The sequence below is a fragment of the Streptomyces sp. NPDC026575 genome, assembly GCF_055567415.1.
In genome coordinates, this window is record NZ_JBVHQM010000005.1 from 153,017 (window position 1) to 179,696 (window position 26,680).

Here is a 26,680-nt window from a genome sequence, read left to right on the forward strand (position 1 = left end):
ACAGGGACGCCGGCAAAAACCGGTGTGCTGGAACAGCGCCGTCGGCCATGCTGGGCCCATGCCTCGCAGAATCATGTTCGTGCAGCTGAAAACGGGCCACGGCATCGACCGCGGGCCCTCGTGGATCGGGTGGGTGGACTTCTCCAAGACCTGGAAGACGGCCTACTTCCAGGGGCGGACCCTGCGACGTGGTACGGGTCTCGGACTGCCCGACGCGAACTTCTACGACGTCGAATCCCATGAGGACTTCTGGATCTCCGGGCCGAAACGCGACCGGAGCGACACCCGGTACGGACCGGACGGGCCGACCGTGGAGGACGACGCCGCGGACGCCTATCGAGCGTTTCTCCAAGGGGCGCCGCTCCCCGGCCGGGAGAACGGCTAGGGACGGCGAGGGACGGCTAGGGACGGCTACCGACCGCCACGGACTGCCAGGGGGTGTCCTGGCGAGGCACCCCCTGGATCCGTGACGCCGAGTCACGGAACTGCCGGGAAACTCAGGTCCGCCGGCCCGAGCCGTCGCTGCCGGCGATCCGCTGCTCCAGCTGCTGCACCCGCTCCACGACCCGCGGTTTGACCTGGCGGTCCTGGAGGGTCTGGGCGAGTCTGCCGAGCAGCTGGGTGGCGGGCTCACGCTTGTCCTGTTCGTCCAGCGCGACCGCGATGGCCTCGACGTTGCGGGTCAGCCGGATATGGCCGAAGGTCTCGGCCGCGGTGTCGAGGTCCTCGTACGCGTGCCGGGCCAGCTGCATGCCGGCGTCCGCGTCCGTTTCCCGCGCCTCGATGCGTCGCGCGCCGTTTCCGCCGTCCGCCATGACCTTGCCGGGGATGGTGGCGGCCGTGCTCAGGCATGCGGCGGCGTGTTTGGCGACCAGTTCGTCGGGGATCCGGTCGGTGACGTCGCGCAGTACGTCGTTGGCGTCGTCCATCACGCGGCTGCCGCCCAGCGCCAGGACGCGTCCGACGGTGTCGGTGCAGACGTCGTCCGCGAGCCGCTCCTGTTCACGGCTGGCCGGGCGCTCCACCCGGATGGGGAGCGGGGCGGCCAGGACCTGGCCGGTCGGGGCTGCGGATGCGGCGGACGCACTCTCAGGAGCCGTTCGCAGTGCCGCGTAGACCTGGTACGCGCCCGGTTCCGCGATCTTCCAGCCGCCGACTCCGAAGGACAGCACCACCTGCTCGTACAGCGACTCCCCGGGCTGCACCATCACGGGCGCGGGCTGCTTGCAGTAGCGCAGATACGGCTGGACGACGCTGGCCTCGGTGCCGTCCTCGCGCCGGACGAAGACGCTGAGGTTGTCGCCGACCAGCGTGTTGCGGTCCACCATCGTGGGGACGGTCGAGGTGTTGGTCAGCTTCAGCTCGCCGATCACCGGCTCCAGCATGGCGAAGCGGTACGCCCCCTGCCGGTCGGGGTCGCGGTTGACCCGCAGGGTGAGCTGGAGCGCCCCGTCGGACGCGCCGCGCCGGGCCTGTTCGAAGCCGTGGTGGTCGAACCACGGGATGTTGCCCTGCTCCACGAACCGCTCCGGGGCGTGCCGCAGGAAGCGCAGTTCGTCCTCGGAGAAGAAGTAGCGGAAGTCCGAGAAGAACGCCTGCGGTCCGCCGGTCACCAGGAACGGGTAGTTCATGAAGCTACGGCCCTCGGGCTCGTCGACCAGCGGCATCCATGGGGTGCCGAGCGACTTCTGCCAGGCGTGCGCGAGGTTGAAGGTGTGACCGATCTCGTGCACGGCGGTCCAGAAGCCCATCCTGCGAACGTATGCCTCGGGCGCGGGGTCGTTCGGCGGGCGATCGGAGATGAAGGATTTCGAGAAGATCGCGCAGCCTTGCCGTTGCGCGGCGCCGATGTCGTCGAACATGATGCCGCCGAGGTCCTTCCCCTCGTCGTGCAACCCGGCGAAGAGCGTCCATATCTGCCACTGGGCGATGCCCTCACCGGTGGGGCCGGGCTGCCATTGGGACCAGTGCTGCTGCATGGCGTCGTGCATCTCGATGTCGGACCAGCGGCCGTTGACCGCGGTCGACAGCGGAATCACATTGCTGCCGCCGTTACGGGTGACCTGAATGCCCTGGCGGGTGAAGGCGTCCTCCACGGTGAGCGTGATGTCGGGGAGGTCCGGCGGCCGCACCGGGTGGTCGTGCAGCGAGTAGGCGTCGATCTGCACGGCGTCCTCGACCCGGTCGTACTCGATCCCGACCTCGCGGAAGTGCGGGGTCGCCTGGGTGTAGCCGACCACCTCGTCCGCTGCGCCCGGCTTCATAAAGGTCACCACGGCGCCGAAGGGCTGGAGCGGTGGTGAGCCGGTGAGCTGCACCCGGATGCTGGTGCCGGGGCGCAGCGAAGCGTTGCCGTTGCGGTAGCTGATGGGGCCGACGAGCGAGCCGTCGGCTTGCTTGACGACTTCGGCGAGCCAGGTGAGCCCGCCCGTGGGAAGCCGCCAGACGGTACCGGAAACGGTCATGGTGGGCGCCGGCCCGTCCACGTCCACCCGCAGCTCCTCGAAGGCGCCTGCGGCGGCCCGGGACCGGACGGTCTCGGCCGATGTCTGACCGGCCGTGGTCCACTGCTCGGCGGTCGGGCCGGTGTCCGGTACGGCCGCGGGTGAGGCCATGGGCGCGGCGGCCGACTGTGCCTCACCGGACGGGCCCGCGCCCGGCATTGGCATGGCCTGGGCACCGCCCCGTTCCATCAGATGGGAAATCGGCTGCTCGGTACGGCGATAGACGCCGCTGCGCTGGCCCTGGGCGCGGGCCTGTCCGACGTCCTGGCTCATCTGGGGCCTGACGCCTAGGTCACCTCCGGTACGGTGTGCGATTTCGTCCACTACGGCACGGACGAGTGTGTCGAACTCGCTCCGCGAGCCGGATTCTTGCGTGGTCATGCCGCCTCCTGGACCCGGACGTGGCCGGGACGTGGTGGGGCAGGGCGGGATGAGTCCCGGCGACGGGAAACCCGGTGAGTCGGCCTGCCGGGCACATCGCGCCCTGGCGGATGAAGGTGGTGAGGCCGGGCCGTCGCCGGGGCACGAGGGCCGAACCGTCGGCGTCCGGCTTCAGTCGGTCTTGGTCCTGTGGCCCGAGGATCCGCACATGGAGCCCAGGCCGTACGAGGAGGCCGCCGCCGCGACGTTTCGACCGCCTCTACTGCCAGTGAAAACCCGCCGGGTGCCGGGTGCAACCGGCCAAGTCCGGCACCGTCCTTCACCCGAGGGCCGGCCCGGCCGCGGCCCGGAAGCGACCGTCGGAATCGTCCAGCAGGCAACTATGCGGAAACCTCAGAGATAGCGAGGGCGCTCACGGCTGGTGACCGCGACGGGACTGCCCTCGGCGGTGAGGCTGATCCGTACCGACCTGATGTCGGCCGCGTCGACCTCGGTGCGCAGCGGCGGAACTCCCTCGACCCGGACCTCGACCGCATGCCGCCCGTCCGGCACCTCGACCTCCACGGACCTGGCCAGGCCGATCTGCAGCCGGGTACGCACTTCGGTCTCGTCCAGCACGACCGCCCCGTCCACCGAGACCGTGACGTGCTGCCCGCTGAAGCCTTCCTCCAACGCGATCTTCAGTACGTTCATGGCACTGGCGCACTCCCTCGCCGACGTGCTGCCCAGGTCCAGGCCACGGAGATCGGACAGACACCCCTAGGTCGTGTCCGCACAGCGATTCTCAGTCACCCGGCGACCGGCCGCAACGCGGCTCCGCAGGGCCTCGGACCCCTATGCCGCGCCCATACTGCGCACGCCGCCACTGCGCAGGCCGCGGAGTCCTCAGCGGCTGCACGGCAACGGTCAGTGCTGGTAGGTGCCCATCAGCGTTCCGCCGGCCAACTCCCTTCCCTTCACGGCGCGATGCACCGCATCGACCGTCGGCCTTCCCTGCAAGGGCAGCGACTCCGACACGGCCCACAGCCGGAAGAAATAGCGATGTGTCCCGTGCCCCGGCGGAGGCATCGGACCGCCCCAGCCCACCCGGCCGAATCCATTGGGCCACTCCCGACCGCCGGGAGGCGGCTCCCCCTCCGCCACACCGGAACTCCGCGGGTCGATACCGGTGACCAGCCAGTGCAGAAACGCCCCACCCGGAGCATCGGGATCCTCGCAGAGCAGGACCAGCTCCGCCGTACCGTCCGGCGCGGACGACCAGGTCAGCGAGGGCGAGACGTCATCGCCCTCCCCGGTGTGGCGTCGAGGGATCTCTGCATGGTCGGCGAACGTGCCGCTCGTCAGCTGAATTCCGGTCATGCGCGCGGCTATACCCGAAGCGGACCGGTCGGGACCGGCCCAGGCGGGCAGAACCCCCGATTGGCGGAGCACGCCGGCCGACGGAGCCGGGAACCGTAAGACCGACCTACAGGGAGCACCGGATGCCGACGAGAATCCTGCTGGAGGGACGGCCCGGATCGGGCAAGACGACCGTTGTCCGCCGGTTCGCCGCGCTCCTGCGTACCCGTAGGGTCGTCGGCTTCACCACGGAGGAGATCCGGCAGGGCGCCACCCGGACCGGTTTCGCGCTGGAAGCGCTGGCGGGCGGTCCGCGCGCGGTGCTCGCCGATATCGGCTTTCCGGGGCCACCGCGGGTGGGCCGGTACGGCGTGGACCTGGGCGTCATGGAGCGGCTCGCGCTGCCTGCGCTCAGGTCGGCGGCGGCGCATCCGGATCCCGGGGAGCTGGTGCTGATCGACGAGCTCGGGCGGATGGAGCTGGCGTGCACCGAGTTCCAGGACACGGTCCGGCGCCTGTTCGCGTCCGACGTCGACATCGTCGCCACGGTCCATGCGAAGAGCGACCCGTTCACCGACGTGCTCAAGCGGCGCGCCGACATCGAACTCATCCAGGTGACCCGGGCGAACCGGGACGCCCTCCCCGCTGATCTGGCAGCCCGGATGGAGCGTCGGTGACGACCTCACGGACCATCACCAGCGCACCACCGCACAGCCGTGGCTCCACCGCTCCCTCCCCCGACGCCCGTCCGCCGTGCACGGTCAGCCCATGCTCTTGGCGCCGTCCAGGCTCTCGCGGATGATGTCGGCGTGGCCCGAGTGCTGGGCGGTCTCGGAGATGATGTGCATCAGCACACGGCGGGCCGACCAGCGCTCATCGGACTCGAACCATGGCGCCTTGGGCAGCGGCTGGGTGGCGCCCAGATCGGACAGGGTGGCGACCAGTTCGTCGGTCCGGCGCGCCACTTCGGAGTAGCCGTCCAGCACCCCCGCCAACGTCTCCCCCGGCAGCATCCGGAACTCGTCGGCCCGCCGCGCCCAGTCGGCCTCGGTCATGGCGGTGAAGTCACCCATCGAGCCGGGGCCGTCCACGATGAACTCGACCCAGCTCCGCTCCACCGAGGTGACGTGCTTGATCAGCCCGCCCAGGCACAGCTCACTGGCCGTGGTACGCAGCCCCACCTGCTCATCGGTGAGGTCGCGGGTGGTGAAGCGCAGCATGTGCCGCTGCTTGGCCAGCATCGCCAACAGGTCCGCGCGCTCGCCGGTGGCTGCCGACGTGCGGGCCGAAATCCGGGTGGTCGACTCGGTGACAGTCATGGTCTCCGCCTTGTGTAGGTGTGGGTGTTGGCCTTGAGCCTGGTGGCCTTGGGCTGGTCTGCTCCGTGACGCACCATCCAAGCTAGTGACCATGTAGGTCGGATGCTGACCTACATCTCATCGGAGGCGAGCGCAATCTCGCAGATCGATGTGACGGCCAAGACGGCGACCGCCGGCAAGCTGCCCGGCTCCGGGCGCGGTCCGGCGGTGGCCCGGCGGCCCCGGCGTCCGCGTCGGCGCCCGAGAGGACCGCTTCGACACTCCAGAGTCGCCTACCGCTGGTGCAGCCCACCGACACTTAGACTCTGCAAACGTTGCACTGACGAACGGTCAGGCGGACGGTCACGCGTGTCAGCTCAAGGCCCACCCGTGCCACCTCGTTTCCCGCGACGAGGTCGAGACACCGTGGCCTCCCAACCCGGAAGGCGACCATGTCGTACCAGTTCTCGACGCAAGGGCGCCCGCAACTCCCCACCAGTGGAAGGGGCTTCGTGGCGCGCTTACCCATCCGCCTCTACCAGGCGGGATTCGGTCCGCTCTTCGGCAAGCGGCTGCTCCTGTTGCACCACACCGGCCACCTCACCGGACTCCATCGCCGGGTCGTGCTGGAGGTGATCGCCTACGAACGCGACGGTGACCGACTCGCCTGGACGGTGGCCTCCGGCTTCGGGCCGACCGCGGCCTGGTACCAGAACCTGCGGCACTCCCCGCGCGTCATGGTCCAGTTCGGCAACCTCCGCTACGCCGCGACCGCGCGCTTTCTTCCCCCTGAGGACGGCGGCGACATCATGGTGCGCTACGCCGCCGCACACCCGCGGCTCGCCCGTCGCCTCTGCGCCCTGATGGGGTTCGACGTGGACGGCGGCGACGCGGACCTCCGCAGCGTCGGGTCGTCCCTTCCCTTTGTGCGGCTGGAGACCACTCCCACTACCCGGGGTCGCGTCGCCGCCGGGTGGCTGCCACGACCACGACGGTGACGCTGATCAGCAGCGACCAGGCGCCGAACTTGTCGAGGGAGACCGGTTGCCAGCCATGGAGCTGGTAGGGGTAGCGCCAGGCGCCCAGGTAGGTGGCGATGTTCTCGGCCAGCCACAGGAAGAAGCCGATGAGCGCGAAGGACAGCGCCAGCGGCATGCGGTAGCGCGCGGTCCCCACGCGGAATCCCACCGACGTACCGGCCGTGACGGCGACCAGCAGCGCGGCGAGTGGCCAGCGCATATCGGGCAGCCAGTGGTGGCTGAAGAAGTTCACGTAGACGGCCGCGGCGACTGACGCGGTCGCGCAGCGGGTCTGCAGCCGGGCGAACAGGAACAGCTGCGGCAGGGGGGCGACGATCGCGGTCACGGCCAGAGAGACGAGATTCGTGGCCGTGGTGGTTCCAGGGGCTGTGGTGGTTGCAGAGGCCGTGGTGATGCCGGCGGCGCTGTCGAGCCCCCGCGCACCGCCCCGTACCTCCGTGCAACCTTCGCAAGATTGGCAAACGGCGGCCGGAAGATTCGCAGAAGTTGGCAGGCGTCCACGATTGATGGCACTGAGTGCCAGTGCCAGAGTCATCGGTGCGGCCCGCCGGACACCGGCGGCCACCGCTCGGATCCGGGGCGCGATTCACGCCCTGACGTCGGAGATCCCGGCGCCGGCGGGGTCGCGTTACGGCAGCGTTGCCCACCTCCGCCCCATGGCGTGACGGCGGGCCGCATCCCAGCCATAAGACACACAGTGCCATCTCCATTGATGCAGGCCGGAGATTGGCAGACGAGACAAACCGAGGAGACGGTGACAGTCATGACAGAGGCGAGGACGCAGGCGGCCGAGGAACTCGCGCGGCGCTGGGCCGCCGACCCCCGGTGGCAGGGCATCGAGCGCACCTACAGCGCCGACGACGTGATCCGGCTGTCCGGCAGCGTCCGCGAGGAGCACACCCTGGCCCGGCGCGGCGCCGAGCGGCTGTGGCGGCAGCTGCACGAACAGGACTACCTCCACGCGCTCGGCGCGCTGACCGGCGGCCAGGCCGTCCAGCAGGTCAAGGCCGGCCTCCAGGCCATCTACCTGTCCGGCTGGCAGGTCGCCGCCGACGCCAACCAGGCCGGCCACACCTACCCGGACCAGAGCCTGTACCCCGCCAACTCCGTGCCCCAGGTGGTCCGGCGGATCAACAACGCGCTGCTGCGCGCCGACCAGATCGCCACCGCCGAGGGCGACGGTGACACCACCGACTGGCTGGCGCCGATCGTCGCCGACGCCGAGGCCGGGTTCGGCGGACCCCTGAACGCCTTCGAGCTGACCAAGGCGATGATCGCGGCCGGTGCGGCCGGTATCCACTACGAGGACCAGCTGGCCTCCGAGAAGAAGTGCGGCCACCTCGGCGGGAAGGTGCTGGTGCCGACCTCGCAGCACATCCGCACCCTCAACGCCGCCCGGCTCGCGGCCGACATCGCCGATGTGCCGACCTTCATCGTCGCCCGCACCGACGCCCTGGCGGCCAACCTGCTGACCAGCGACGTCGACGAGCGCGACGCCGAGTTCGTCACCGGCGAGCGCACGGCGGAGGGCTTCTACCGGGTCCGCAACGGCATGGCGCCGGTCATCGCCCGCGGCCTGGCCTACGCCCCGTACGCCGACCTCATCTGGGTGGAGACCGGCACCCCGGACCTGGCGCAGGCCCGTGCGTTCGCCGAGGCGATCCACGCCGAGCACCCGGACCAGATGCTGGCCTACAACTGCTCGCCGTCGTTCAACTGGAAGGCCGCTCTCGACGACGACCAGATCGCCAAGTTCCAGCGGGAGCTGGGCGCGATGGGCTACCGCTTCCAGTTCATCACCCTGGCCGGCTTCCACTCCCTCAACCACGGCATGTTCGACCTGGCGCGCGGCTACGCCGAACACGGTATGACCGCGTATGTCGACCTGCAGGAGCGGGAGTTCGCCGCGCAGGCGGAGGGCTTCACCGCGGTCAGGCACCAGCGCGAGGTCGGCACGGGCTACTTCGACCTGGTCTCCACCGCCGTCAACCCCGCCTCCTCCACCACGGCCCTGACCGGCTCCACGGAGGAGGAGCAGTTCCACTAGGCCGCCCCTTCCGGGCGTCGGTCCGGTCCGTCCCCTCCTGAGCGGGGGTCGGACGACCGTCCCGTCCGACCCCCGCTCCGCTCCCTCCCGCAGGAGAACCCGATGACCACCAGCGCCCTCGCCCACCGTGTCCGCGTCCTCGGCGCCCCGGGCGACCGTCACGACGAGATCCTCACGCCCGCCGCCCTGGACTTCCTCGGGCACCTGGCCGCCGCCTTCGGCGAGCGCCGGCGGGACCTGCTGAAGGAACGCCGCCGACAGGCCCTGCGCCTGGCCGCCGGCTCCCCGCTCGACTTCCCGCTGGTCACCGCCGCCGTGCGGGCCGATCCGTCGTGGCGTGTCGCCGCGTCCGCTCCGGGCCTGACCGACCGCCGCGTCGAGATCACCGGCCCGCCGGACCGGCGGATGACGGTCAACGCGCTCAACTCCGGCGCCCGGGTGTGGATGGCCGACTTCGCGGATGCCACCGCCCCCACCTGGGACAACGTCATCGGCGGGCAGCTGAACCTGCGCGACGCCATCGACCGGCGCATCGACTTCACCAGTGACGACGGCAAGGAGTACCGGCTCTCCGACCGCGACCGGCTCGCCACCATCGTCGTCCGACCGCGCGGCTGGCACCTCGACGAGGGGCACCTGGAGTTCGCCGGCGGACCGCTGCCCGCCGCGCTCGTCGACTTCGGCCTGTACTTCTTCCACTGCGCGCAGCGCCAGATCGACGCCGGGCACGGCCCGTACTTCTCCCTGCCGAAGCTGGAGAACCGCTACGAGGCCCGGCTGTGGAACGATGTGTTCGTCCTGGCCCAGGAGCTGCTCGGCATACCCCGCGGCACGATCCGCGCCACCGTGCTCATCGAGACGATCACCGCCGCCTTCGAGATGGAGGAGATCCTCTACGAGCTGCGCGAGCACAGCTCCGGCCTCAACGCCGGCCGCTGGGACTACCTGTTCAGCCTGATCAAGACCTTGGGACACCGCACCGGCTTCCTGCTGCCGGACCGGGCGAAGGTGACGATGACCGCGCCCTTCATGCGGGCGTACACCGAACTGCTGGTGCGCACCTGTCACCGGCGGGGCGCCCATGCGATCGGAGGCATGGCCGCGCAGGTGCCGAGCAGGGATCCGGCCGCCAACGAGGCGGCGCTGGCCAAGGTCCGGCTGGACAAGGAGCGCGAGGCCGAGGACGGCTTCGACGGCTCCGGGGTGGCCCATCCCGGGCTGGTGCCACTGTGCCGCGAGGTGTTCGACGACGTGCTCGGCGAGCGGCCGCAGCAGATCGACCGTTCCCGCGACGATGTGGCGGTGAGCGCCTCGGACCTGCTCTCGGTGCGCCGGATCAGCGGCCCGCCCACGGCGGAGGGGGTGCGCGCCAACGTCGCGGTGGCCCTGCGCTACTTCGCCGCCTGGCTGAGCGGCCAGGGGGCGGTCGCCCTGTACGGCCTGATGGAGGACGCCGCCACCGCCGAGATCGCCCGTGTGCAGATCTGGCAGTGGCTGCGCCACCGGGTCGTGGACCGGGAGACGGTCCGGCGGCTGCTCGACGAGGAACTCGCCGCGCTCGGTGCCGAGTACCCGTGGGCGCCTCTCGAAGAGGTGCGCGCGCTCTTCGAACGGACCGCGCTGGCACGGGAGTTGCCGAGCTTCTTCACCCCGGACGCCTACGCCCGCCACCTCGTGCGGAACGCGGAGCCGCGGTCATGAGCGCGGGCATCCAGCGCGTCGGGGTGGTCGGCGGCGGTCAGATGGGCGCGGGCATCGCCGAGGTGTGCGCGCGGGCCGGTCTCGACACCGTGGTCTGCGAGGCCGACGCCACGGCCGCCCGTGCCGCGCGGGAGCGGGTGGCCGCCTCGCTCGACCGCGCCGTGCGGCGGGGGAAGCTGGCGCCGGTCGCCGCCCAGCAGGCCCTGGACCGGCTGCTCTTCACCGGCAGCCTGGAGGACCTGGCGGACCGGCAGCTCGTCGTCGAGGCCGTCGTGGAGAACGCGGAGGCCAAGACGGAGGTGTTCGCCGCACTCGACAAGATCGTCGAGGATCCCGGGGCGGTGCTGGCGACCAACACCTCCTCCCTCCCCGTCATGCGCCTGGGCATGGCCACCAACCGCGCAGACCGGGTCGTGGGACTGCACTTCTTCAACCCGGTCCCGGTGCTGCCGCTGGTGGAGATCGTCACGTCCCTGCACACGGCACCGGAAACGGTCGCCGTCGTGGCGGACTTCGCCACCGGCACCTTGGGCAAGACGGTCGTGCGCTCCCAGGACCGGGCCGGCTTCGTCGTCAACGCCCTGCTCGTCCCCTATCTGCTCGCGGCGATCCGCATGGCGGAGTCGGGCTTCGCCACCGCCGCGGACATCGACACCGGCATGGAGCTGGGCTGCGCCCACCCCATGGGGCCGCTCAGGCTCGCGGACCTGATCGGGCTGGACACCGTCGCCTCGATCGCCGAATCGCTCTACGACGAGTTCAAGGAACCCCTCTACGCCCCGCCCCCGCTGCTCCAGCGGATGGTCGAGGCGGAGCTGCTGGGCCGCAAGACCGGCCGGGGGTTCCACCAGTACGACCAGAGCTGAGGATCTGGTCCGGCCGGGCTGAGGGGCCCGGACCGCGCCGCCGGCCGAGGGACCCGGCGGCTGCTCACAAGGGAGGGCGGGAGACGCATGTGCGGCGTTTCCCGCCCTCGTCGCGCTTCACACCTGTCGCTCGCGTGGCTCACCTCACCTTCCGAATGGTGGACCTGGACGTACCGCATCGCTCGACGGCCCTTAGGCTGACCCGTGCAGCTGGTTCGCCCCGTCCGCCAGGCGGGATGCGTCGCAAGAGGGAACCCGGTGGGAATCCGGGACTGCCCCGCAGCGGTGAGCGGGAACGACCGCCGTCATACGCACTGGGTCCGACGAGAGGGCCTGGGAAGCGACGGCCATTAGATGTCCTCCCCCGCGAGGACGTGCCCGCGAGTCCGAAGACCTGCCATCTGCCCGGGTGCGGACGACTCGCACCCGGATATCCCGGTGACCTCGTGGGCGGGTCGGCGTACATACCAGGCGGATGACCGCGCCTTACCGCGCGAGGTCGTCTCGCACGGTTCGCTACCCCTTCGCGCCTTCGTCCCGTCGCCGGGATCTCAGGGATTCATCTCGCGAAGGAGATCTCCGTGAACACCAAGTCCGCAGCCGCGGCAGCGCGGGCCACCGTGTACGGCTACCCGCGCCAGGGCCCGGACCGGGAACTGAAGAAGTCGATCGAGGGCTACTGGAAGGGCCGCGTCACCGCCGACGCCCTCCGCGCCACCGCCGCCGAACTGCGCCGCACCGCCTGGCAGCAGCTGGCCGGGGCGGGCCTCGACGAGGTCCCGACCGGCGACTTCTCGTACTACGACCACGTCCTGGACACCACCGTCATGGTCGGGGCGATCCCCTACCGCCACCGGGACGCCGTCGCGGCCGATCCGCTCGACGGCTACTTCGCCATGGCGCGGGGCACGCAGGATGTCGCACCGCTGGAGATGACCAAGTGGTTCGACACCAACTACCACTATCTGGTGCCCGAGTTGGGGCCCGACACGGTGTTCACCGCCGACTCCGCCAAGCAGGTCACCGAGCTGAAGGAGGCCCTGGCGCTGGGGCTGACGGCCCGGCCCGTGCTGGTCGGTCCCGTCACCTATCTGCTGCTGGCCAAGCCCGCGCCCGGCGTGGTCGCCGACTTCGACCCGCTGACCCTCCTGGACCGCCTGCTGCCCGTGTACGCCGAGGTCCTTGCCGACCTGCGCGCGGCCGGCGCCGAATGGGTGCAGCTGGACGAACCCGCTCTCGTCCAGGACCGCACACCGGCCGACCTCAGCACCGCCGCCCGCGCCTACCGCGAGCTCGGCGCGCTGGCCGACCGGCCCAAGCTGCTCGTCGCCTCCTACTTCGACCGGCTGGGCGACGCGCTGCCCGTGCTGGCCAAGGCCCCGGTCGAGGGACTCGCGCTGGACTTCACCGAGGCCGCCGCCGGCAACCTGGAGGCCCTCGCGGCCGTCGGCGGACTGCCGGGCAAACGGCTGGTCGCCGGCGTCGTCAACGGCCGCAACATCTGGGCCAACGACCTGGAGAAGTCCCTCGCCACGCTCGGCACCCTCCTCGGCCTGGCCGACCGGGTCGATGTGTCGGCCTCCTGCTCCCTGCTGCACGTCCCGCTCGACGCGTCGGCCGAGCGGGACATCGCCCCGCAGGTCCTGCGCTGGCTGGCCTTCGCCCGGCAGAAGACGGCCGAGATCGTCACCCTCGCCAAGGGCCTGACCCACGGCACCGGCGCCATCACCGCCCAACTGGCCGCGACCCGGGCCGCCCTGGCTTCCCGGGCCGACTCCCCCATCACCCACGACCCGGCCGTCCGCGCCCGTACCGGCGCGATCGGCGAGAGCGACGCCCGCCGCTCCCAGCCCTACGCCGAACGGACCACGGCCCAACGCGCCCACCTCCGCCTGCCGCTGCTGCCGACCACGACCATCGGCTCCTTCCCGCAGACCGGTGAGCTGCGCACCGCGCGGGCCGATCTGCGCGCGGGCCGGATCGACACGGCCGGGTACGAGGAGCGGATCAAGGCCGAGATCCAGGAGGTGCTCTCCTTCCAGGAGAAGGCCGGTCTGGACGTCCTCGTCCACGGCGAGGCCGAACGCAACGACATGGTCCAGTACTTCGCCGAGCAGCTCACCGGCTACCTCGCCACGCGGCACGGCTGGGTCCAGTCCTACGGCACCCGCTATGTCCGCCCGCCGATCCTGGCCGGCGACATCTCCCGCCCCGAGCCGATGACCGTGCGCTGGACGTCCTACGCCCAGTCGCTCACCGACCGCCCGGTCAAGGGCATGCTCACCGGCCCGGTCACCATGCTCGCCTGGTCCTTCGTCCGCGACGACCAGCCCCTGGGCGACACCGCCCGCCAGGTCGCCCTCGCCCTGCGCGACGAGGTGGCCGACCTGGAAGCGGCCGGCACCTCCGTCATCCAGGTGGACGAGCCGGCCCTGCGCGAGACCCTGCCGCTGCGCACCGCCGACCGCCCCGCCTACCTGGCCTGGGCCACGGAGGCGTTCCGGATCACCACCAGCGGCGTCCGACCGGACACCCAGATCCACACCCACATGTGCTACGCCGAGTTCGGCGACATCGTCCAGGCCATCGACGACCTCGACGCGGACGTCATCAGCCTGGAGGCCGCCCGCTCCCATATGCAGGTCGCCCGCGAACTGGCCGCCCACGGCTATCCGCGCGAGGCCGGGCCCGGCGTGTACGACATCCACTCGCCGCGTGTGCCGGGCCCGGAGGAGGCCGCCGAACTGCTGCGCACCGGCCTGCAGGCGATCCCCGCCGAGCGCCTGTGGGTGAATCCGGACTGCGGTCTGAAGACCCGGGGCTGGCCCGAGACCCGGGCAGCTCTGGAGAACCTCGTCGCGGCCGCGCGGACGGTGCGCGCGGAGCTGTAGTACGCGATGCGGGCGGGGCCGGCGCCAAGGAACGCCGGCACCGCCCGCGGACGCGGCACGGGCCGGGCGAGCCCCGCGATCACCTGTATTTCATCGGCATTTCAGCGCTCCCCGCGACAGTGGGCGCACAACGTGTCGAACGATCGGTCGCGCGCTTACGTCGTATGCGTACCGAGCAAGTGAACGGGGACCCTGTGGATGATCTCTTGCACAAGCTGGTTTCTGCCGCCATCACGGGAGCGCTGATCGCCCTGGTGGGCTATTTGAGCATGGCTGCTCGCAGGCGCAGGGCCGCCAGGGAGGAGGCGGAACAGCAGGCAGCGCGGGCGCGAGGCGACGCCGGCGGACTGCGCTGACCGACCGGTCCCGACCGTGGGGGCCGCCACGGTCGGGACCGGTCGCACCGCACACCACGGCGCGATGGCGCGGTCGGCGTCGCTACCCCGTCACCCCGTCACCGCGCCAACCAGACCGCCTCGTCCGTCCCCAGGCGGCCGTCCTCGATGTGTCCGCTCGCCAGGACCACCGCGTCGTGTTCCGGGAGGGGGTAGGGGTCGGCGGAGAGGTTGACGACGCAGGCGAAGCCCGGTTCGCGGGTGAAGGCGAGTACTCCGGGTGGAGTGTCCAGCCAGGTCAGAGCGGAGTCGCCGAGGGCGGCGTGGTCCCGGCGCAGATGGAGGGCGCGGCGGTAGAGCTCCAGCATGGAGGTCTCGTCGCCGGTCTGCGCCTCGACGCTGAGGGCGTGCCAGTCCGCCGGCTGGGGCAGCCAGGGCGCGCCGGTGGCGTCGTCGGGGCTGAAGCCGAACGGCGCCTCCTGCCCGGACCACGGGATCGGCACCCGGCACCCGTCACGGCCGGGGTCGGTGTTTCCGGAGCGTTCCCAGATGGGGTCCTGGAGGACGTCCTCGGGCAGGTTCTCGACCTCCGGCAGGCCCAGTTCCTCGCCCTGGTAGACGTATGCGCCACCGGGCAGGGCGAGCATCAGCAGGGCGGCGGCGCGGGCGCGCCGGATGCCGAGTGGGAGGTCGAGTGGGCCTTCGGGCCGGTAGGGCACATTGGCGGTCCACTTCCTGACCACCTTGCGCCCGTAGCGGCTGGGGTGGCGTACGACATCGTGGTTGGAGAGCACCCAGGTGGCGGGGGCGCCGACGGCGCCGAGGCTGGCGAGCGAGCTGTCGATGACCTCGCGCAGCGCCTTGGGGTCCCAACTGGTCATCAGGAAGTCGAAGTTGAAGGCGGTGTGCAGGCCGTCGCGCCGTACGTAGCGGGCGAGCCGCTCGGGGTTGGGGGCCCATGCCTCGGCGACGAACTTGCGGTCGCCGGGGAACTCGTCGGCCACCCGGCGCCACGAGCGGTAGATCTCATGGACCTCGTCGCGGTCCCAGTGCGGGTGGTCGACCGGGGCCTGGGCCTCTGGGGAGTCCGGGTCCGGGGGGACCGGCAGGTCGGGGAGTTCGGGGTGCTTGATCAGGCCGTGCGCCACGTCGATGCGGAAGCCGTCGACGCCCCGGGTGAACCAGAACCGCAGGATGTCCTCGAACTCGGCGCGTACTTCCGGGTTCTTCCAGTTGAGGTCCGGCTGCTCGGGGGCGAACAGATGCAGGTACCACTGTCCGTCGGGCAGCCGCTTCCAGGCCGGGCCGCCGAAGCAGGACGTCCAGTCGTTGGGCGGTTCGGCGCCGTCGGGGCCGCGCCCGTCGCGGAAGACATAGCGCTCGCGCTCGGGGCTTCCGGGCCCGGCGGCCAGCGCGGCCTGGAACCATGCGTGCTGGTCGGAGGTGTGGTTGGGCACGATGTCGGGGATGACGCGGATGCCGTGCCGATGCGCCTCCTCGATGAGCGCCTCGGCCTCCGCGACGTTGCCGAACAGCGGGTCGATCTCCCGGAAGTCCGCCACGTCGTATCCGTGGTCGGCCATCGGCGACTTGTACCACGGGTTGATCCACATGGCGTCGATGCCGAGGGACTTGAGGTAGGGAAGGCGTGAGCGGATGCCTGCGATGTCACCGATCCCGTCGCCGTTCCCGTCGGCGAAGCTGCGGATGTAGACCTGGTAGATGACGGCGCTGCGCCACCAGGGTGCGGTGCTGGGCATGGTCGGGCGTCCTCCTTGGGGAAGAGTGTGCGGTGAGCGGTACGGAGGGCGGGCGGGCTACTTCGCCGCGCCGGCGGTCAGGCCGGCGACGATCCGGCGCTGGAAGATCAGCACCATGATCACGAGCGGGATGGTGACGAGGACCCCGGCCGCCATCTGGCTGCCGAACGGCGTCTCGAACTGGGTGGCCCCGGAGAACTTGGAGATCGCCACGGGTGCGGTCTGCATCTCGGCCTTGTTCGTCATCGACAGGGCGATCAGGAACTCGTTCCAGGAGGCGATGAAGGTGATGATCGCGGTGGTGAAGATGCCGGGCGCGGCCAGCGGGATGATGACCTTGCGGAAGGCCTGGCCGCGGGTGCAGCCGTCGACCATGGCCGCATGCTCCAGTTCGTCGGGCATCTGCCGGAAGAACGCGGTGAGGTTCCACACCGCGAGCGGCAGGGTGAAGGACATGCTGGGCACGATCATCGCCTGGTAGCTGTTGATCCAGCCGAAGTCGACGAACATCTTCAGCAGCGGGACCACGATCGACACCACCGGGAACATCGAGGTGGCAATGATCAGGGTGAGCACCAGCCGCTTGAGCCGGAACTCCAGCCGCGCCATCGCATAGGCGGTGAAGGTGGCGAGGACCAGGGCCAGGACGGTGGTGATGCCGGCCACGACGATGCTGTTGAGCAGGGCACGGGTGAAGGACTGGGAGGGGTCGAGGACCGCGAGGTAGTTCTCGAACGAGAACCGGGTGGGGATCAGCGAGTTGTCGAAGATGTCCGACGTGCGCCGGAGGCTGGAGACCAGCATCCAGTAGAACGGTGCGAGGCAGTAGGCCACGACCAGGGCGACTCCCGCGTACAGCAGCCACTTGCGCCAGTTCGGCGAGTACGTCATGCCGCCACCTCCGTACGGCGGCGCAGGCGCCGCAGACCGCGCTTGGGGGCCGCGTCGTCGTCCCCGACGACATTGGCGCCGAGCAGCCGGACGAAGGCCAGCGCGATCAGGAAGACATAGACGAAGAGGATCACCGCATAGGCCGCGGCGGGTCCGAACCGTACGTTCGCCGCCTGGTCCTGGGCGAGCATCGACAGCGTCTCCACGGAGGTCTTCTGGGCGCCGATGAGGAGGTACGGCAGGTCGAACATGCGCAGTGCGTCCAGCGTCCGGAAGAGCACGGCCACCAGCAGGGCGGGCTTCACCAGGGGCAGGGTGAGGTGCCAGAACTGGCGGAGCGCACTCGCCCCGTCGAGCCTGGCCGCCTCGTAGACCGCTTTGTCGATCACCTGGAGGCCGGCCAGTACGAGCAGCCCGATGAACGGCGCGGTCTTCCATACGTCGGCGATGATGACCGCGACCTTGGCGTGGAAGCCCTCGGTCGTCCACAGCACATGCCGGCCGGTGACGGCGTTGGCGATGCCGTCGCTGTTGAAGATCCACCGCCACAGCAGACCGCTGACGGCGGTGGGTACCGCCCACGGCACCAGGATGCTGGCCCGGACCAGCGCCCGGCCCTGGAACGCGCGGTGCATGACCAGCGCCATCGCCACTCCGATGACGGCTTCCAGCGCGACGGTGGTGACGGTGAGGAAGGTGGTGTTCCAGAACGCGTTCCAGAACCGGGCGCCCGCCTCCCCGAAGATCGCGGTGTAGTTCTCGACTCCCACGAACGGATCGGCGTCCCGGACGAATCCGGTCTTCGGGTCGAGTCCGGGGGTGCCGAACAGCGAGTCCTTGAGGGCCACGATCGTGGGGTAGAGGACCACGATCGTCAGTACCAGCAGGGTCGGGGAGATCAGCAGAGCCGCGAGCCGTCCGGAACCGGAGGTCGCCTTGCGTCGTCGTCCCGGGGGTCTGGCCGGTACGGACAGCGGGGCCCGGGGCGCTGCCGTGGTGTGTGTGGTCGCCATGGCGTACTCCTCGTTCCTCAGTCGCTCGCGGGCTGTTGCCGAAGGGTCCGCTGGAGGTCCGTCAACGCCTGTGCGCTGCTCTTGGCGCCGGTCAGGGCGGCATAGCCCTCCCGCTGGACCGCCGCGGTGACATCGCCGTACTGGAACACCCGGGGCCTCGGCACGGCGCGCAGGACCGACTTCTTGAGGGTGGGGAGGTACGGGTACTGCTTGATCAGCTTCGGATCGTCGTAGAGCGCGTGGTAGGTCGGCGCTCCCGGTGCGCGGGACAGCGTGAACCGCTGGATCTCCTGGCCGGCGAAGAACCTCATGAAGTCGATCGCGGTGGCCTTGTTCTCCGCCGAGGCCGACAGGGCCAGGTTGTGGCCGCCGAGGCTGGAGGTGCCGGGGCCGTCGAGGCCGGGCAGCGGCGCGGCGGCGAACGTGTCGGCGACCTTGCTGGAGCCGTCCTTCTTGGACGTCAGGGAGTACATGTACGGCCAGTTCCTCAGGAAGACCAGCTTCCCGGCCTGGAAGGCGCGGCGGCCGTCCTCCTCCTGGTAGGTGAGGGCGTCCTTGGGGATCGTGCCGTCCCGGAAGGAGTCGACCAGGAAGTCCAGGCCCTTCTTCGCCTGCGGGCTGTCCACGTGCGGTCGGCCCTGGGGATCGGTGACGATGCCGCCGGCGGAGTTCACCGCCTCGGCGAAGTTGACCGTCAGGCCCTCGTACTTCTGGAACTGCCCGGCGTAACACGACATGCCCTTCGCCTCGGGCAGCGTCTTCACCTTGGCGCAGTCCGCCTTCAGCTGCGACCAGGTGGCCGGCGGCTTGGCGATACCGGCCTTCTTGAGCAGATCGGTGCGGTAGTAGAGCATCCCGCCGTCCGAACTCATCGGGACGGCGTACAGGCCACCGCGGTACTCGCCGGTCTCGACGATCGGCTTCAGCATCTGCCGCAGCGGGAAGCGGTTCTCCGGCAGCCGGTCGACCCAGCGGTGCGCGGCGAACTCCGAGGTCCACACGGCGTCGAGGGACAGCACCGTGTAGGCATCGGACTTCGTCTGCGCGTTCTGGATCATCTGCTGACGCTGGGCGTCGGGGTCCGTCGGCAGCTGGATGAAGGTGACCTTCTCCTTCGGGTGCAGCTTGTTCCAGCGGTCGAGCACGGACTGGATGACACCGCTGGCGTCCTTGCCGGCGACGTAGGTGATGGGGCCGCGCCCTTCGAAGGAGGGCCTGCCGCCCGCCGCGGTGACGGCACCGCTGCCGCCGCACGCCGCGACGGACGCCAGCCCGGCGAGAGCCGCGCCCGCGCTCAGCGCTCTGGTGGTCCTGGTCTTCACTCTGTCTCTCCTGGTCGAGCGGTACGGCACGTCTCTCCTGGTCGAGCGGTACGGAGCGACGAGCCGGTCACCACGGCGGCGGAAGGGCGGCCGGGCGACATCGAGGGAAATGTGACGGGAAGGCGAGAGAGGGACATAAAAGCACGGCAGATGCGTCGTGACTGCGCTGCCTCCCTCATCAGCCATGATGAAATCGCAGGTCAAAGCGTCAGAGGTTCGCTCCGAACGAGTTACTTCGACTCTTCTGTGACAGCGCTTTCACGCTAGGAGTCCACCCAGGGGAAGTCAATGCGTTACGTCGCGGTAATGCACGGGCCATTCGCATGCACTCTGCAGCTTTCCCTGGGCACGACGCCCACGGATACCGCCGCACACCGCAATGACAGCGCTGTCATTGCCTCGCCGTACACCTGTGCTCGCTGTGCTACCGTCCGCTCATGCCTCCAGCTCAACGGCACCCCACGATGGCCGACGTCGCCGAGCGGGCCGGGGTCTCCGCCTCCACCGTCTCGCGCACGCTGCGCGGTCTGTCGACGGTCTCCCCCGAAGTCCGCGCGCGCGTCGAGCGGGCCGCCCGCGAGCTGAACTTCGCGGTCTCCCGGCAGGCCGCCAGTCTCGTCACCGGCAAGACCGGCGTGGTCGCGGTCCTCACGCCCACGCTCAACTCCTGGTTCATCGGCTCGGCGGTCTCCACCCTCGGGCCGCAGCTGCGAGCGGCCGGCATGGACCTGCTCGTCTACGTCACCCCGGACATGACCGAGCGCGCCGACTTCTTCGAGCGACTCCCGGCCCGCCGGAACGCCGACGCACTGCTGGTCTTCTCCTTCGACCTCACCGAGGAGGAGACCGCGCGGCTGGACGACCTCCAGATGCCGGTGATCTACGTCAGCCAGCACGCCGAGGGCTGCCCGAGCGTGTACGTCGACGATGTGGAGGGCGCCCGCCGCGGCACCCAGCATCTGCTCAATCTCGGGCACCGCCGTATCGCCTTCTTCCAGACGATCGGCGCCAGCGGCTTCGCCTTCAGCTCCAACGAACGCCTCGTCGGCTACCAGCAGGCGCTCACCGAGGCAGGCGTCCCCCTGGACGACGCTCTGGTGGTCGCCGCCCCCGTCGCCGACAAGCGCAGCATCGCGGAAGCGGTCGGCGAGCTGCTCAGCCTGCGGGACGCTCCCACGGCGCTCTTCGCCGAGCAGGACGAGCTCGCCGCCTCCGTCATCTGGACGCTGCGCAAGTCACGTATCGCCGTACCGGAACGCCTCTCCGTCCTCGGCTTCGACGACCACCCGATCGCCGAATGGTCCGACCTCACCACGATCGCCCAGTCCCCCGAGGACATCGGTCGCGCCGCCGGCGAACTGGCCTGCTCCCTCGTCAACGACCCCGAGGCCGACCCGGCGCAGCACATCATCCTGCCGACCCGCCTGATCCCCCGGGGCAGCACGGTCCCGCTGCCGGATGCCGGCGGGGAGACGGGTGACGGCATGGGAGAGGCCGGGGCTTGACACCCGGCTTCGCCGGATACCGGTGACGGCAGCGCGGGCCGGACTGGCCAACGAACCCCTGCGCACGTCGGCGTGGTGCGTGCCCGCAAACTGCCGCTGCACTAAGCCGAGTTCAGCGAAGAGGCCCCTGCGAGGGCGATCAGGAGCTTCGCCGGACGACACCGCGCTGCTCGTACTCCGTGGCGGCGGTGAGGATGGGGTGGTCGAGCGGGAGGATCACCTGGAGGGTGCGGAAGGCGACGCGGCCGATGCGGCTGGCGGTGACGGCGCGGACCACGCTGCTGGTGGCGCGGGCGTAGCCGGCGAGGGGACCCTCGCCGGCGCTGGGCGGGTCCACCCGAGCCCTTCGGTGGAGCGCACGTCGTGGGCTCAGGGCTACGGACGCCTGGGGCCGCTCGTCACCGAGCCGAACTGGTGAGGCCGCTACCAGTAATGTCGTCGACCTCCGACCGCGTGTCCTATCGAGCCGAGAATCCACAGCACCGCGCCGATGACGAGCAGTACGAGCCCGATGGTCCACAGGATGGCGATGCCGGTCAGGAAGCCGATGATCAGCAAGATGACTCCGAGAACGATCACAGTGCTCTCCGATCTCGTATACGTCTTCTTTCAGATTGGTCCCGGCCTTTGATAACGGCAAATGCTGGCGGATCGACGCCGGCCGGGCTCGCCCGCACTGCGGTGAGCTAAGGGCTGTCGTCCGGTGCACGATTCGGTTCGTGCCGTTCCTGCTGGGAGGTCACGGTCTCATCGAGCTTTCGGCGCTCGTGTCGGGCTCTTTCCCGGTCTTTTGCGGAAGCCTCGGTGACATCGAGGAAGATCTGGTGGGCGGTCGGCCATTTCTCCCGCATTTCCTGCTTGACCCGCACCAGCACCTCCTCGACCTCTTCGCTGTCCAGCCCGCCGACCAGGTCGATCCGGGCCGCGACCAGCGTCGAGCGGGGGCCCAGCCGCATGCTCTGCAGCCCGGTCACGGTGTCGATCTCCGGCTGTTGGTCGAGGAACTCCTGCATCGCCTGGCGCAGGGCCGGGTCGGCGGCCTCGCCGATGATCGCGCCGCGTGACTCCTCGGCAAGCCGGTAGGCGACGAACATCAGCAGCACCCCGATGATCATCGATGCGCCGGCCTCCCAGCCCACGTCCCCGGTGAGCAGGTGCAGGCCCATGCCGGCCATGGCCACCAGCACGCCGATGCAGGCGGTGGAGTCCTCGGCCAGCACCGTGCGCAGTGCGGGATCGTCGCCCGCCCGGATCATGCCCAGCGTGCTGCGGCCGGTGGCCCGAGCCTGACCGTGCACCTGCACCAGGGCGCGGACGAGGGAGGCTCCTTCGGCGATCAGTGCGACGGTGAGCACGATGAGCCCGGCCACATAGCCCGCATGGCTCTCCGTACGGTCCGAGCGCAGCGCCTCGATGCCCTGGAAGAAGGAGAAGCAGCCGCCCATGACGAAAATGCCGACGGCGGCGAGCAGCGACCAGAAGTACCGCTCTTTCCCGTAGCCGAAAGGGTGCTTGGTGTCCGGAGCCCGTGTGCTGCGCTTGAGCGAGGCGAGCAGAAACAGTTCGTTGAGGCTGTCGGCGAGAGAATGCGCCGCCTCCGAGAGCAGTGCGGGGGAAGCCGCGAAGATCCCGCCGATCAGCTTGGCCAGGGAAATGACGAGGTTGGCGCCGAGGGCCACACATACCGTGACCGCGGTCTTGGCGTCCGTCTCGCCCTTGTGGGGTTTCCGCTCACCTCGGCGGAGTTCCTGCTCACCCCGGCGGAGTTCCTGCCCGTCGTCCGTCAAGCGTCGCCTCCCGGTGATCGATCGGATAGCCCACGTGAGCGTATGCACCGGCGGGCGGAGCCGCGCACAATCGGTGGTCGTGTTGCGCTCAGAGCATCAGCAGCCCCAGCAGGGTGACGCCCGCGAGGAACCAGGCCACATAGTCGCCCACATGCCCGGAGTGCAGTCGGCGCAGCGCGGTGGACCAGCGAGCCGGTTCGCCTGTCCGCCGCCGTACGGCCAGCAGTGCGAGCGTCACGGCCAGGGCGGTGGCCAGCAGGTCCCACAGCACACCGGACGCCGTCCAGTGCGGCGCGGGAGTGGGTGCGGGCTCCGACGGCTGGCCGTACAGCACGGCCGCGAGGTAGCCGCCGTGGTCGGTGAAGGCGTCGGCGGCCTGGCCCGCGCCGGTCCACAGGCCGGGGAGCAGGCCGATCGCGAGCGCGCCGGCGAGCAGCGCCGCGGGGACCACGAGCATGCTGTCCGGGATCCGCGACAGCAGCCCGCCCCGGGTCTCCGGCTCCTCCGCTTCCCCGGTCGTCTCCTCCGGGGCATCGGGCGGACGGGCTCCCAGCCCGAGGAACACCCGGGCTCCGGCACGTAGGACAGCGCCGGCGGTCATCGCGGATACGAGGACGAAGAGTGCGGTCGCCCAGCCGCCTGCCGCTTTCTCCACGGCCGCCTTGCCGAGACCGGTGCCGAAGGGTGGCAGCCCGGCCAGCGCCAGGCCGCCCAGCGCGAACATCGCCGCCACCCAAGGGAGTTCCCGGCCCGCGCCGTGCAGCTGGTGCTCGTCGACGCTGCCGTAACGGTCCAGCAGGATGCCCACGCAGGCGAAGAGCGCGGCCTTCACCCCGGCATGGGCGAGGACGTAGAGGGCGACGCCGCCGATTCCCTCCGGGGACAGCGTGGCCAGGCCGATGAGGAACAGGCCCATGTGCGCCACCGTGGAGTAGGCGAGCAGGCGTTTGAGATGGCGCTGCTGCCAGCACAGCGTCGCGCCCACCGCGGCCGTCAGCACCCCGAGGGTCAGCAGTGCCCGGTGTGCGTCGGGCGCCGGCAGGCCGCCGGGACCGGCGAACACGGTCCAGTAGATCCGGGCCGTTCCGTAGAGGCCCAGTTCGACCATCACCCCCGACAGCAGCATGCACACCGGTGTGGGCGCGACCGCATGGGCATCGGCGAGCCAGAAGTGGAACGGCACAGCGGCGGCCTTGACCAGCAGCCCGGTGACGACGAAGACGAACGCGGCGGCCGTCAGCGGGTCCGGGCCGCCGCCGGGGCGGGCGTCCAGCGCGGCACCGATCTGGGCCAGGCCGAGTTCGCCGGTGTGGGCGTAGAGCAGTCCGATGCCCAGCAACGTGGTGTACCCGCCGAGGGAATTGATGACGCCGAACACCAGGGCGCCCTGGACGGCGCGGGCCTCCTCCACGCGGTAACCGGTCAGCGCGTAGCCGACGACGCCCATCAGCTCGAAGAAGACGAAGGCGTTGAAGAGGTCCCCGGTGAGCACGAAACCGCACATGCCCGCCTGGAACAGCAGCACCAGCCCGGGGAAGGAACCGGCATGGCGGCGCGGCGGTTCGTCGAAGTACCGCCAGGCGTAGACCAGGGCCGCCAGTACCAGCAGCGAGACCAGCGCGGCGAGCCCGAGTCCGATCCGGTCGCCGACCAGCACGATGCCCACGCTCACCCCGCCGTGCGGCCGCCAGCCGCCCAGCCACTCCACGGGCCGCGCGGTGGACGAGGGGGTGGCGGCCGCGGCGTACAGGGCCGGCGCCGCGGTGCCCGCCGCGAAGAGGCACCCCAGGCTCTCGGCGACGTACCGCGGCAGCCGCCGGCCGGCGCCGACCAGCACCGCCGCGCCGAACAGCGGGGTGGCGACGATCAGTGGCAGGAGCTGTGCGACGGTCACCCGCGCAGCTCCGAGAGTTCATCGGGGTCGACCGTGCGGTGCCGTTTGGCGACCTGGATGACCAGGGCGAGCAGCAGCGCGGTGACGGTCGCCCCGATGACGATGTCGGTGAGGGTGAGGGCCTGGACGACGGGGTCGACGAGCGGGCGGGAGCCGGGGGCGAGGTCGGAGAAGACCGGGGCGGTGCCGCCGCGCCGGTAGCCGACGGCGAGCAGCAGCACATACGTCGAGGACTGGCAGACGGTGAGGCAGCCGACCGCGTGCAGGAGGTTGCGGCTGGTCGCCAGCCCGTAGCAGCCGATCAGGAAGAGCCACCCCGCGATCAGGTACGGCAGCACGCTCATGTCCCGGCCTCCGCCCGGTCGTCGCCCGGCCCGCTCTCGATCTCCACGGCCTGGTCCAGGAAGCGGGCCAGCAGCACGACGACTCCGGCCGCGACCTCCACACCGATGGCGGCGTTGAGCAGCGGGACGGTGCCGCCGGAGCCGAGCGTGTTGAACGTGCCGAGCGGAAGGAAGTTGGCAAGGAAGGCCGCCCCCACCAGCAGCCCGGCGGCGCCCACGAGGAGGTAGGCGGCCTCGCCCGCCGCGTCGGCCACCTCGTACCGGCCCACCGGCCTGATCCGCTCCAGCGCCCGGTAGTCCACCGCGATGTAGAGCAGGTGCAGCGCGGTCGCCGCCACCACCCCGCCCTGGAAGCCGCCGCCCGGGCTGAGCTGGCCGTGTGCGATGACGTACAGGCCGATGAGAAGGGTGACGGGCAGGGCGAGCAGGGCGTAGCGGGACACGGGTGGGGCGACCCGGGCCGGCTCGGGCGGCAGCCGGTGTTCGTCGCGGGTCTGGCGGAGCAGGACCACGGTGCCCAGGACCGCGCCGAAGAGGATGGACTCCTCGCCGAGGGTGTCGAAGGCCCGCTGGTCGAAGTTGACCGAGGAGACGGTGTTGGCGGTGTGCCGGGCCAGCGCCGCCCGTACCGCCCGGTCGCCGTACGGATGCCACCGTCCGCCGAACGGGGGCAGACCCCAGCAGGCGACGGTGAACAGCACGGCCGTGCCCAGCCCGCCGAGGGCCATGACCCACCGCCGCAACCGCATGCTCATGCCCGCTCCTCCCGGCGCTCGCTGCGCGCCCTGCGGCGTACCTTCCGTACGGTCAGCAGCACCATCAGCGGTGTCAGCACCGAGCCGACCGCCAGCTGGGAGAGCGCGACATCGGGGGCCTGCAGCAGCAGGAAGAGGGTGGCCAGCGCCAGTCCGAGCAGCGACAGCAGGAACGACTGGCGTACCGGGTCGCGGACCAGCACGGTCCCGGTCCCGGCGGCGGCCACCAGCAGCAGTCCGAGCAGTACGGGTACGTCGTCAGCCATCTGACGCTCCTTCAGTGGAGGCGGGCCGCCCGTCCTGCGCGGCGACGGCGGTCAGCGCCCGGCCCGCCACCCGGCTGCCCAGCACCAGCAGCGCGCCGATCACCAGCAGTTTCAGCGCCGCTCGGCCGGGACCGGCGGCGAGGCACAACGGCACCACCACCGCCGCCACCGCGAGGTAGTTCAGCCTGGTCGTCGCGCGCAGCGTGCGCGACCGCGGCGGATCGACGGCCAACCGGTCGGCGAGCAGCCGCACATAGAGCAGGGTGCCGGCCGGCCCCAGCACACAGAGCACCAGCGCGGTGTCGACATAGGCGGTGCGGCCGAAGCCCTGGGCCAGCAGCAGGAAGACCAGTGCGAGGAGCGTGGTCGTCAGGTTCTGCGCGGGCACCCGCCGCCCGACCGACCCGGAGGCCGCACCGTACGCGGCCGGAGTGACGCCGCACAGCAGCAGCGCCGTCCCCGCGGCCGTCCAGCCGTTCACCGGCCGCCGGCCGCGCGCCGCGCCCCGCGTGCCGCAAGGGCGGCGATCAGCCCGGCCGCGGCGCCCACGAGCCACTCCAGCGCGTCGACCGGGCCGATCAGCACGATCCACAGCACCGTCAACGCCGCCCACCAGCCGATGAGTTCGGCGCTCGCCGCCAGCTGCCGGGTCACCGCCTGCGCACCTCCTGCCGACCGACCGGATCCCGGCCACAGGCTCACATGCGGGGCCGGGGCCTCCCCGTCACCGCGCCGCGCGTTA

Annotated in this window: 25 protein-coding genes, 1 pseudogene and 1 riboswitch; of the genes and pseudogenes, 8 read left to right on the forward strand and 18 right to left on the reverse strand. The window is 70.7% G+C overall.

Translation table 11 applies throughout. From position 1 onward, the window contains the following. Positions 1–58: 58 nt before the first annotated feature. Positions 59–385 carry a hypothetical protein gene (locus ACZ4NB_RS08655; protein WP_467659413.1) on the forward strand — a complete coding sequence of 109 codons (327 nt, stop codon included), beginning with the start codon at positions 59–61 and terminating at the stop codon, positions 383–385. 112 nt (positions 386–497) lie between these two features. Here the strand turns inward: ACZ4NB_RS08655 and ACZ4NB_RS08660 are convergent, their stop codons facing one another. The 3 genes from ACZ4NB_RS08660 to ACZ4NB_RS08670 all read right to left on the reverse strand — a co-directional run bounded on the left by ACZ4NB_RS08660 (position 498) and on the right by ACZ4NB_RS08670 (position 4,244). Then, complete coding sequence (locus ACZ4NB_RS08660) at positions 498–2,885, reverse strand: zinc metalloprotease (RefSeq protein ID WP_467659415.1); 2,388 nt, start codon at positions 2,883–2,885, stop codon at positions 498–500. A 393-nt stretch (positions 2,886–3,278) separates the two neighbouring features. Further along, positions 3,279–3,578, reverse strand: a complete 300-nt coding sequence (locus ACZ4NB_RS08665; RefSeq protein WP_467659417.1) for a hypothetical protein — start codon at positions 3,576–3,578, stop codon at positions 3,279–3,281. A gap of 213 nt (positions 3,579–3,791) precedes the next feature. Then, positions 3,792–4,244, reverse strand: a complete 453-nt coding sequence (locus ACZ4NB_RS08670; protein WP_467659419.1) for a YbhB/YbcL family Raf kinase inhibitor-like protein — start codon at positions 4,242–4,244, stop codon at positions 3,792–3,794. A gap of 122 nt (positions 4,245–4,366) precedes the next feature. Between ACZ4NB_RS08670 and ACZ4NB_RS08675 the strand changes: the two genes are divergently transcribed. Continuing rightward, on the forward strand, positions 4,367–4,900 hold the full coding sequence (locus ACZ4NB_RS08675; RefSeq protein ID WP_467659421.1) for a nucleoside-triphosphatase: 534 nt from the start codon (positions 4,367–4,369) through the stop codon (positions 4,898–4,900). A gap of 84 nt (positions 4,901–4,984) precedes the next feature. Here the strand turns inward: ACZ4NB_RS08675 and ACZ4NB_RS08680 are convergent, their stop codons facing one another. Continuing rightward, positions 4,985–5,542, reverse strand: coding sequence for a DinB family protein (locus ACZ4NB_RS08680; protein ID WP_467659423.1), 558 nt, complete (start codon positions 5,540–5,542; stop codon positions 4,985–4,987). 491 nt (positions 5,543–6,033) lie between these two features. Here ACZ4NB_RS08680 and ACZ4NB_RS08685 point away from each other — a divergent pair, with 491 nt between their 5' ends. Then, positions 6,034–6,519, forward strand: coding sequence for a nitroreductase family deazaflavin-dependent oxidoreductase (locus ACZ4NB_RS08685; RefSeq protein WP_467659425.1), 486 nt, complete (start codon positions 6,034–6,036; stop codon positions 6,517–6,519). On the opposite strand, the pseudogene ACZ4NB_RS08690 reads toward ACZ4NB_RS08685, so the two are convergent. Beyond that, a pseudogene (locus tag ACZ4NB_RS08690) lies at positions 6,470–6,820 on the reverse strand (DUF817 family protein); the annotation flags it as partial. The gene ACZ4NB_RS08685 and the pseudogene ACZ4NB_RS08690 overlap by 50 nt on opposite strands. 504 nt (positions 6,821–7,324) lie before the next feature. On the opposite strand from ACZ4NB_RS08690, the gene aceA reads away from it, so the two are divergent. The 4 genes from aceA (at position 7,325) to metE (ending at position 14,066) form a co-directional block, all read left to right on the forward strand. After that, a complete protein-coding gene (aceA, locus tag ACZ4NB_RS08695; protein ID WP_467659427.1) occupies positions 7,325–8,608 on the forward strand; it encodes an isocitrate lyase in 1,284 nt (427 codons plus the stop codon). Between the two features lie 102 nt (positions 8,609–8,710). Continuing rightward, complete coding sequence (gene aceB, locus ACZ4NB_RS08700) at positions 8,711–10,309, forward strand: malate synthase A (protein ID WP_467659429.1); 1,599 nt, start codon at positions 8,711–8,713, stop codon at positions 10,307–10,309. Continuing rightward, positions 10,306–11,175: a 3-hydroxybutyryl-CoA dehydrogenase gene (locus tag ACZ4NB_RS08705; protein WP_467659430.1), complete on the forward strand. Its 870-nt coding sequence runs from the start codon at positions 10,306–10,308 to the stop codon at positions 11,173–11,175. Before aceB ends, ACZ4NB_RS08705 begins: the two co-directional genes overlap by 4 nt. A 194-nt stretch (positions 11,176–11,369) precedes the next feature. Next, positions 11,370–11,591, forward strand: a riboswitch (cobalamin riboswitch). A 165-nt stretch (positions 11,592–11,756) separates the two neighbouring features. Beyond that, complete coding sequence (gene metE, locus ACZ4NB_RS08710; protein ID WP_467659432.1) at positions 11,757–14,066, forward strand: 5-methyltetrahydropteroyltriglutamate--homocysteine S-methyltransferase; 2,310 nt, start codon at positions 11,757–11,759, stop codon at positions 14,064–14,066. 454 nt (positions 14,067–14,520) lie between these two features. On the opposite strand, the gene ACZ4NB_RS08715 is transcribed toward metE, so the two are convergent. The 4 genes from ACZ4NB_RS08715 to ACZ4NB_RS08730 are packed head-to-tail and all read right to left on the reverse strand — an operon-like array spanning position 14,521 to position 19,387. After that, on the reverse strand, positions 14,521–16,161 hold the full coding sequence (locus ACZ4NB_RS08715; RefSeq protein WP_467659433.1) for a glycoside hydrolase family 13 protein: 1,641 nt from the start codon (positions 16,159–16,161) through the stop codon (positions 14,521–14,523). A 57-nt stretch (positions 16,162–16,218) separates the two neighbouring features. Further along, a complete protein-coding gene (locus ACZ4NB_RS08720) occupies positions 16,219–17,052 on the reverse strand; it encodes a carbohydrate ABC transporter permease (RefSeq protein WP_467659435.1) in 834 nt (277 codons plus the stop codon). Further along, positions 17,049–18,065 carry a carbohydrate ABC transporter permease gene (locus tag ACZ4NB_RS08725; protein WP_467659437.1) on the reverse strand — a complete coding sequence of 339 codons (1,017 nt, stop codon included), beginning with the start codon at positions 18,063–18,065 and terminating at the stop codon, positions 17,049–17,051. The genes ACZ4NB_RS08720 and ACZ4NB_RS08725 overlap by 4 nt, the downstream gene beginning before the upstream one ends. A 17-nt stretch (positions 18,066–18,082) precedes the next feature. Beyond that, positions 18,083–19,387: an ABC transporter substrate-binding protein gene (locus tag ACZ4NB_RS08730; RefSeq protein WP_467659439.1), complete on the reverse strand. Its 1,305-nt coding sequence runs from the start codon at positions 19,385–19,387 to the stop codon at positions 18,083–18,085. A gap of 437 nt (positions 19,388–19,824) precedes the next feature. Between ACZ4NB_RS08730 and ACZ4NB_RS08735 the strand changes: the two genes are divergently transcribed. Beyond that, the gene (locus ACZ4NB_RS08735) at positions 19,825–20,892 is read left to right on the forward strand and encodes a LacI family DNA-binding transcriptional regulator (protein ID WP_467659441.1); all 1,068 of its coding nucleotides are present in this window, start codon (positions 19,825–19,827) and stop codon (positions 20,890–20,892) included. 139 nt (positions 20,893–21,031) lie between these two features. On the opposite strand, the gene ACZ4NB_RS08740 is transcribed toward ACZ4NB_RS08735, so the two are convergent. From ACZ4NB_RS08740 to ACZ4NB_RS08780, 9 genes are all read right to left on the reverse strand, one after another. After that, positions 21,032–21,229, reverse strand: coding sequence for a hypothetical protein (locus ACZ4NB_RS08740; protein ID WP_467659443.1), 198 nt, complete (start codon positions 21,227–21,229; stop codon positions 21,032–21,034). Between the two features lie 86 nt (positions 21,230–21,315). Then, positions 21,316–21,471: a DUF6131 family protein gene (locus ACZ4NB_RS08745; protein WP_467659445.1), complete on the reverse strand. Its 156-nt coding sequence runs from the start codon at positions 21,469–21,471 to the stop codon at positions 21,316–21,318. Positions 21,472–21,578: 107 nt separating this feature from the next. After that, on the reverse strand, positions 21,579–22,679 hold the full coding sequence (locus ACZ4NB_RS08750; protein WP_467659447.1) for a cation diffusion facilitator family transporter: 1,101 nt from the start codon (positions 22,677–22,679) through the stop codon (positions 21,579–21,581). Positions 22,680–22,767: 88 nt separating this feature from the next. Next, positions 22,768–24,573, reverse strand: coding sequence for a complex I subunit 5 family protein (locus ACZ4NB_RS08755; RefSeq protein ID WP_467659449.1), 1,806 nt, complete (start codon positions 24,571–24,573; stop codon positions 22,768–22,770). Further along, positions 24,570–24,917, reverse strand: a complete 348-nt coding sequence (locus ACZ4NB_RS08760; RefSeq protein WP_467659451.1) for a sodium:proton antiporter — start codon at positions 24,915–24,917, stop codon at positions 24,570–24,572. Before ACZ4NB_RS08760 ends, ACZ4NB_RS08755 begins: the two co-directional genes overlap by 4 nt. Beyond that, positions 24,914–25,672, reverse strand: coding sequence for an MnhB domain-containing protein (locus ACZ4NB_RS08765; RefSeq protein WP_467659453.1), 759 nt, complete (start codon positions 25,670–25,672; stop codon positions 24,914–24,916). The genes ACZ4NB_RS08760 and ACZ4NB_RS08765 overlap by 4 nt, the downstream gene beginning before the upstream one ends. After that, positions 25,669–25,938: a hydrogenase subunit MbhD domain-containing protein gene (locus ACZ4NB_RS08770; protein WP_399144884.1), complete on the reverse strand. Its 270-nt coding sequence runs from the start codon at positions 25,936–25,938 to the stop codon at positions 25,669–25,671. The genes ACZ4NB_RS08765 and ACZ4NB_RS08770 overlap by 4 nt, the downstream gene beginning before the upstream one ends. After that, a complete protein-coding gene (locus ACZ4NB_RS08775; RefSeq protein ID WP_467659455.1) occupies positions 25,931–26,419 on the reverse strand; it encodes a monovalent cation/H+ antiporter complex subunit F in 489 nt (162 codons plus the stop codon). Before ACZ4NB_RS08775 ends, ACZ4NB_RS08770 begins: the two co-directional genes overlap by 8 nt. Further along, positions 26,416–26,592: a hypothetical protein gene (locus tag ACZ4NB_RS08780; protein WP_467659457.1), complete on the reverse strand. Its 177-nt coding sequence runs from the start codon at positions 26,590–26,592 to the stop codon at positions 26,416–26,418. Before ACZ4NB_RS08780 ends, ACZ4NB_RS08775 begins: the two co-directional genes overlap by 4 nt. Between the last annotated feature and the right edge of the window lie 88 nt (positions 26,593–26,680).